Below are 7,185 nucleotides of genomic sequence, written 5' to 3'. Positions count from 1 at the left end.
GGTAGCAGCAAAGATAATGGGATTTGAGCCTTTAAAGATTGATTATTTGAGAATTGCCCATGATTTAGGATTAGGCTGTGCTGATTTAGAAAAGATAAAAATTTATGGCGAAGATATATCTTCTTTAAATTTCAAATTCAAAACTAAAAAGAGTTTAGTTATTTTTGGCGACCAGCAATTAAGAAAAGGATACTTAAGATTTTTAAAAAGAATTGCCCTCCATTCACCATTATGGATTTGGGCACCAATTGCTTCAACTTTTTATCACGATTTTTTATGGTATCCCTTTATTGGTAAAAATCGTTTAAAAAGGTTTTTAGAAAGTGAATGGGGGAGACTTTTTAAAAAATATTTAAAGGAGGACAAAAATGAACGAAGAAATAAAGAAAAATATTAAAGAAACCTTTGAAAAAGAGATAAGACCAGGATTAATGGCTGATGGTGGCGATGGCGAAATTGTTGAAATTACTGATGATGGAATTGTCAAAGTAAAACTATTTGGTAGTTGTGCTGGTTGTCCTTTTGCTACTTTAACTCTTGCTTTAGGTATTGAACAGAGATTAAAAGAAAAATTTCCGGAAGTTAAAAAAGTAGAAAATATTATATAATTAAGGAGGAAAAGGGATTCCTTCTAAAAAATTCTGTCGATAAGCAAAATTTAAAGGTAAGGAATAAAAAAGGGTGTTATAAAAACCAACCCGTCGGGGTCTTTTTGATAAGCGATAAATAATATTTCTTAAAGAATAAAATTCTCTTTTTAAAATAACTGGTGAAGTCTCTGATAAAAATGGTTGATAAGTAGGATAGATTAAATAAAGTTGATTATTTTCCCAAAGAAAAAACCTTAATTCTAAAAAATCAAAATCAATTTTTCTTAAAATATTAAAAACTTTTTTAAAATTTATTTCCCTTTCTTTTAAAATAAATGAGAGTTTTGCTCCAACAAGAATTTTTTCTTTTTGAAGCGATTTTACCTCCTTTCTTTTTTCTCTTATTAGTTTCTCTCCTTTTTCTATTAACTCATCTAAATTTAACCAACTTTCATTTAAATAAATAATTTTAACACCTGCTTTGGCTAAAAGGCGAATAAATTTGGGATTAGCAAAAATATTTTGAGAAGCCCTTATAATCCAATGTTTTTTAAATCGCCAAACAAAAGAGAAAAAATCAGAATAATAAATAAAATTACTGGCAATATCTTCATCATCAATCTCTATCATTTTTTTTCCCTTATTGATAACTTCCTTAACCACTTCTTTTATCTCCCGAACTTTTACACTATTTTTAAAATAAAGGAAGTTCTTACAAAAAGGTTTAAAATATTCCAAACAATAACAACCAATAATTAAGGAAATCTTATAATTAATAGAAAAATAATTGGGCGTAAAGGAAGCCTGATAAATTTTTTTTATTTCTTGATTGTTAATATCATTAATAATTTCGGAAATAATATTTGGTAAAAAGCCAATTACGAGTGACAAATCTTTTTCTTTTAAACTTTCTAATAACGAAGGCTGATAATAAAAATAATGAGTTATTAGAGGACCAAAAAGAAAAAGTTTCTTTTTACTATTGAGAATTTCTTCTGTTAAAAAATTAATCGTTGGAAAATCGGTTGAAAAATCACAGTAAAGGAAAATATACTCGTAATTATTTAACTCTAATTTTCTTATTCTTAAATCTTGATAATCAAAGTCCAAAAGATTTTTTAATTGAATAATCTCTTCTTTTTCTTTTAAAAAATAATTAGCACCTTTAGGTGGAAAATTTTCTTGATAACAAAGGTGTAAAAGAGGTGAATAGAGAAAAAGAAATTTTTTCATTTTGTTTTGAAAATCCGAGAAAGGTCATTGTAGAAAGTAAAGAGGATCAAAAGCATAATTATTATCCAGCCAATGGTGATAGCGATATTCAATTCTTTTTTAGTTAGTCTTCTTTTTATAAAAAATTCAACTATAAAAATTAATCCCCGACCGCCATCCAACACAGGAATAGGCAACATATTCACTACAAAGAGGTTAATTGCCAACAAACCAAAGAGCGCCAAAAAATATTCCCATCCCCAACGAAGACTCTCATAGGTTAATTGGGCAACCATAATCGGACCTCCTAAGGCTTTACGCGAGATTTCTCCGACTATTAATTTATAAAGGATAACAAAAGTTTGAGTTATTACATAACCACTGCGGATAAAGGCTTGCGCGAGGGCTTGAAGAAAATTTATTTTCTTTCTCGGTAAATATACCCAAACACCTATTTGACCGATTTTTTTAGAAGAGGTATCGGAAACTACTAATTGAGGAGTGAGAAAAGTTGAAAAAACACCCCCACGACGATAAGTAATCTTTATTTTTTCCCCACCGGAATTTCTTATTCTCTCTATTAAATCTTCCCAGCAACAAATGGAAGTATCATTAATTGCAATAATTGTATCGTTAGGTTGTAAACCAGCCATATCGGCAGGGCTTTTCTTTTTAACTTTTTCTATCACCGGTAAAATTAGTGGATAAAGATATTGGAAACTGTCATTCACTATCCATTGGAAGGTAATTATTTTTTTGTTTCTTAAAAGAGAGATAGTAATTTCTTTGTTTAAATTTTTTTGTAAAATTGTGTAAGCCTCTTCAAAAGAATTTATAGTATCCCTATTGATCGCAATTAAAATATCTCCTCTTTCAAAATGGCTGATTTTCTTTTCGAAATTAATGATAGGTGGTGAATACTTCATCCCGAATAAAAAATATAAAAGAAAAATTAAAAAAACACCCAAAATCAAATTAGCCAAAGGACCCATGAAAACAACCATAAGTTTTTTCTTAACAGGTTGTAATAGAAATCCATTTTCTTCTTCCTCTTCTTCTCCTTTTAATTTTATATATCCTCCTAAGGGTATTAAGGAGACGGAATAAGTTGTTTCGTGAATTTGTTTTTCTATTATTGACGGTCCAAACCCGATAGAAAATTTTTCTACTGGAATTTTATAAATTTTAGCCATTATCAGGTGACCAAGTTCGTGGATGATTATTAGAACGCCAATAACAATTATTACTAATAATAAATCCATTTTATCTCCTTTTCATTTTATTTATTAAATTATTTGCGTAATATTTTGCCCAATTTTCGGCCTGTACCAGTTCGCTTAAACTGGGATTTAAAATTTTTTTATGGGCTTCTAAAGTTTTCCTAATTATTTTTAAAATATCGGTAAATTTTATATTGCCCTTTAAAAAATTTTCTACCGCTATTTCATCAGCACCTACCAAAACCGCAGGAAGAGAGGTATTTTTCTCTAAATATTTGATTAATTTTAAGGCTGCAAAATTTTTGCTACTTGGTTTAAATAATATTAAATTGAGAGGGAAAAATTTTATCTCATCATTAAAAAGTTCTAAATTCTGATTTATCATTTTAGAAAGAGCGTAAGAGAGAAAAATCTTCATATCAGGTTTAGCAAACATAGCATAAAAAATTCCATTACAATTTTCAATAAGACCATGAATTATTCCTTGAGGATGAATAAGAATATCAATTTTATTGATGGAAAGATCAAAAAAGTAACTAGTTTCCATTATTTCAAAAATTTTATTGATTAAGGTGGCAGAATCAATAGTAATTTTTTTTCCCATCTTCCAAACCGGATGGCGAAGAGCTTCTTTCACGGTTATTTTATCTAAGTTCTTTTTATAAGCAAAAAAATAACCACCGGAAGCAGTGAGAAATATTCTTTTTAAATTTTTGTTGCCATATTTATTTAAAAGAGAATGGATTGCCACTAATTCCGAATCGATAGGAATAATTTCTACTTCTTTTTCCTTTGCTAATTGAAAAATTGGCGAACCAAAAGCAACAATTAGTTCCTTAGAAGCCAATGCAATCTTTTTTCTTTTTTTGATTGCTAAAATCAAAGCGTTTAAACATTTTGTTTTGGTAGCAAGAAAAACTACCCCATCTACTTCCGGATGAGCAACCATTTCTAATAACCCTTCTTCGCCGTAGACGATTTTACGATTTTTAACAGAATATTTTCGAAGAAAATCTTTATAAGCATTAAAATCATAAACTCCTAAATAGCGAGGACGAAATTTTTCCGCTTGGATTTGTAATGAATCAATATTTTTTTCACAAGAAAGAGCAAAGATATTGAAAACTTTCTTTTGTTGATTTATGATTTCTAATATCTGGTTTCCTAAGGAGCCGGTAGAACCAATAATTGCCAAATTAAATTTCATAATAAATTTTTTATCAATTCTAAATCTTCTCGAGTGGTAATTTTCAGATTTCTTTTTTCACCTTTAAAAAGATAAACGGGAAAACCAACCTTTTCTAAGAAAAAAGCATCATCCGTACCTTGCCATCTTTTTTCTTTTGCCAATCGGTAGGCTTTTTTTAAAAGTTTAATTTCGAAAAATTGGGGAGTCTGAATGCGGTAAATGTGTTCTCGATCTAAAGTAGCAAAGACTTGGTTATGAAATACTGTTTTTAAAGTATCTTCACTTCTGATACCAAAAATTACTGCTTTATATTTTTCAACCAGTTTAAAACCTCGGTTTATAAACTCAGTGGTGATTAATGGTCGAGAGGCATCGTGAATTGCGACATATCCAGTATCAGGCAAAAATCTTAATGTTTTCATAACTGAATGGAAACGTTCTTTTCCACCAGTTAATATTTTTTTTACTTTGGTAAACGCCCATTTTTTTATCCAATTTCTAACTTCTCTTTTTTTATCTTTTAAAGTTACAATAAAAATCTCGTCGCATATTGAATTTTCAAAAGCGATTACTGAATAAATAAAGAGAGGTTTATCTTTAATAAAAAAAAATTGTTTTAGAGAGCCAAACCTTTTCCCTTTTCCCGCTGCTAAAATTATCCCGTATTTTTTCATTCAAAATTAAAATAATCAATCTTAATAGCGGCGCGAACCTCTTTAAGAGTCTCTTCGGCAATTTTTTTTGCTTTTCGAGTGCCTTCGTAAAGAATTTCCATCACTTCTTTTTTTCTTTCTTCATAATACTTCCTTTTTTCGCGGATAGGTTCTAAAAGTTGATTAAGAGCTTCAATTAATTTTTCCTTACACACGACACAGCCAATTTTCCCATTTCGACATTCTTTTTCAATTTCTGAAGAATTATTTTGATTAAAAGCCTTATGATAGGTAAAAACAGTACACACTTCCGGATGTCCCAAATCAGTAGGATGAATTCTTTGGGGATCCGTTACTGCCTTTTTTATTTTTTTAGCAACCTCTTCTTTAGAATCTCCCAGATAAATACAATTGCCTAAACTTTTACTCATTTTTGCGCCACCATCTAAACCTGGCAAACGGGGAGTATGGGATAAAAGAGGTTCTGGTTCCACTAAAACTTCACCGTATAATTGGTTAAATTTTCTAACAATTTTTCTAGTTAACTCAATATGAGGAAGTTGATCTTCTCCCACTGGAACCAGATTTGCTTTACAAAAAGTTATATCAGCAGCCTGACTTATGGGATAACCGAGAAACCCGTAGGGCATACTTTTTTCGTAATTATATTGTTTCGCTTCTGTTTTGATTGTTGGATTATGGTAAAGTAAGTTCACCGAAACAAGCATAGAATAGTAGACGGTGAGTTCAGCAATTTCCGGAATCATTGACTGAATAAAAATAGAAGAAATTTCTGGATCCACGCCGCAGGCTAAATTATCAATCGCCACTTCTAAGACATCTCTTTTTAATAATTCCGGATGTTCAAAATTTGTTGTTAATGCTTGGACATCAGCAATAATAATAAAAGTTTCATATTCCCTTTGTAATTTCACTCGGTTAATAATTGTGCCGACATAATGTCCTAAATGGAGCGGTCCAGTAGGTCGGTCACCAGTTAAAATCCTTTTTTTCATAATCAATATTATAATTTAGAATTTAAAAATTGTCAATGTTATTGTCCTCTTTTTATGAATTACCATAAATTATATTCATCTATTATTTTTAGAAACAAAAAGCCTGCCAGTAAGAATTTTATAAATTGCTGTCTCTTTAACTTCCATTTTTATAAAATTGATACAGTCATATTTCTATAGCCGATATGCCAAAAAACAATCATTTTTCCCTTTTTATCTGCCGATGTAAAATCGCTAAATGTTGACAAAACTTTTTTTATATTCCTATACCCAAATTTGAAAATAACTTCCCTTAATTATCCATTAGATTAATCAGTAAAACTGGCTCTTTTCCCTTATCTAAATGAATGAAATTCTCATAGACTATTATTTCCCCATCAAAAAGAAAAAGATATTGAAATAAAACTTTTCTTTAAAACCCCATTTTGCTACTCTTCTATCAGGTTGCCCAATTTAGATAATGCTACCTCTATAGATTTGATAAGTCCCACCTAATTCTTAAAGATAAAATTATTATTATCCCCATTAATAAAGCGATGTTTATTCCCGTTAATAAAATTATGATTATTATCCTTAATAAATTTATTATTAATCCTTTTAACAATAGTTTTAACATTCTCAAAAGGTAGAGATACCCCCATAATCCCCCTCCTTTAATAATTTCTTTTTCCTTATTTTCTAATTCCATTATCAAAAATCTCTGCCCGCTTAATTTCAGCATAAATCTACTGCCTTCACATTATTATTCTTCATAATAACTCCTTTTTAAATCATTACTAATAATATAATATTAGCAAAAAATAACTCGATAGTAAAGGGAAAAGTGATTTCCTTTCATCTCTTTTCGTTACCTTAGATTTCGACAAAACTTTCAACAAACTGGATCAATTTTTTATCTTTTAAGAGAATAGATATTTCTTTTATATATTCTCAATCTACCCGGTTTTTAGAGCATTATCTTTAAAGAAGGTCAAAAAGGTTACCACTTTTTTATCTATAAAATTTAAGTTGTTTAGAGTCCTAACCTAATTTTCTTGATTTTTAAAGAAATTTTTATAAAATATTTCTCTATGGAAGAGGAGATTTTGAAAGAAATAAAAGAGATTGAAGAAGAAGGCGAAAGGATAGTTAAAGAGGCAGAAGAGTTTAAGAAGAATTTGATTGTAAAAAAAGAAGAGGAAAGTAAGATTAAGATTGAGAAATTGAAAGAAGAATTGAAATCTCTTAAAGAAGAGAAAATTAAAGAGACTGAGAGAGAACTTAATAAGATTAGAAAAGAAAAGGAGATAGAAATAGAAGAGAAAA

At 29.4% G+C, this 7,185-nt stretch carries 9 protein-coding genes; 3 read left to right on the top strand and 6 right to left on the bottom strand.

Annotation, left to right across the window (positions count from 1 at the left end; translation table 11 throughout):
- Positions 1 to 397, top strand: a 397-nt coding sequence (locus tag ABIK75_03365) for a DUF362 domain-containing protein (GenBank protein MEO0090126.1), incomplete at its 5' end; no start/stop codon positions are given.
- Positions 369 to 608 (top strand): NifU family protein, encoded by a 240-nt coding sequence (locus ABIK75_03360; GenBank protein ID MEO0090125.1) that lies wholly within the window; start codon positions 369 to 371, stop codon positions 606 to 608. The genes ABIK75_03365 and ABIK75_03360, both read left to right, overlap by 29 nt.
- On the opposite strand, the gene ABIK75_03355 is transcribed toward ABIK75_03360, so the two are convergent.
- The 6 genes from ABIK75_03355 to ABIK75_03330 form a co-directional block, all read right to left on the bottom strand.
- Positions 609 to 1,823 carry a hypothetical protein gene (locus ABIK75_03355; protein MEO0090124.1) on the bottom strand — a complete coding sequence of 405 codons (1,215 nt, stop codon included), beginning with the start codon at positions 1,821 to 1,823 and terminating at the stop codon, positions 609 to 611. It lies immediately after the preceding gene.
- Positions 1,820 to 3,064 carry an RIP metalloprotease RseP gene (gene rseP, locus ABIK75_03350; protein MEO0090123.1) on the bottom strand — a complete coding sequence of 415 codons (1,245 nt, stop codon included), beginning with the start codon at positions 3,062 to 3,064 and terminating at the stop codon, positions 1,820 to 1,822. The genes ABIK75_03355 and rseP overlap by 4 nt, the downstream gene beginning before the upstream one ends.
- Before the next feature lies 1 nt (position 3,065).
- Positions 3,066 to 4,229 (bottom strand): 1-deoxy-D-xylulose-5-phosphate reductoisomerase, encoded by a 1,164-nt coding sequence (locus ABIK75_03345; protein MEO0090122.1) that lies wholly within the window; start codon positions 4,227 to 4,229, stop codon positions 3,066 to 3,068.
- The gene (ispD, locus tag ABIK75_03340; GenBank protein ID MEO0090121.1) at positions 4,226 to 4,885 is read right to left on the bottom strand and encodes a 2-C-methyl-D-erythritol 4-phosphate cytidylyltransferase; all 660 of its coding nucleotides are present in this window, start codon (positions 4,883 to 4,885) and stop codon (positions 4,226 to 4,228) included. Before ispD ends, ABIK75_03345 begins: the two co-directional genes overlap by 4 nt.
- Positions 4,882 to 5,880, bottom strand: a complete 999-nt coding sequence (gene trpS / locus ABIK75_03335; protein MEO0090120.1) for a tryptophan--tRNA ligase — start codon at positions 5,878 to 5,880, stop codon at positions 4,882 to 4,884. The genes ispD and trpS overlap by 4 nt, the downstream gene beginning before the upstream one ends.
- A 469-nt stretch (positions 5,881 to 6,349) precedes the next feature.
- Positions 6,350 to 6,601 carry a hypothetical protein gene (locus ABIK75_03330; protein ID MEO0090119.1) on the bottom strand — a complete coding sequence of 84 codons (252 nt, stop codon included), beginning with the start codon at positions 6,599 to 6,601 and terminating at the stop codon, positions 6,350 to 6,352.
- A 349-nt stretch (positions 6,602 to 6,950) separates the two neighbouring features.
- Between ABIK75_03330 and ABIK75_03325 the strand changes: the two genes are divergently transcribed.
- Positions 6,951 to 7,185, top strand: a 235-nt coding sequence (locus tag ABIK75_03325) for a hypothetical protein (GenBank protein MEO0090118.1), incomplete at its 3' end; no start/stop codon positions are given.

The sequence above is a fragment of the candidate division WOR-3 bacterium genome, from assembly GCA_039801725.1.
Taxonomy (GTDB): Bacteria; Hydrothermota; Tepidihabitantia; order Tepidihabitantales; family DTDR01; genus DTDR01.
The sequence above is the reverse complement of the archived record's forward strand: the minus strand, read 5'-3'. Positions and strand labels throughout refer to the sequence as shown.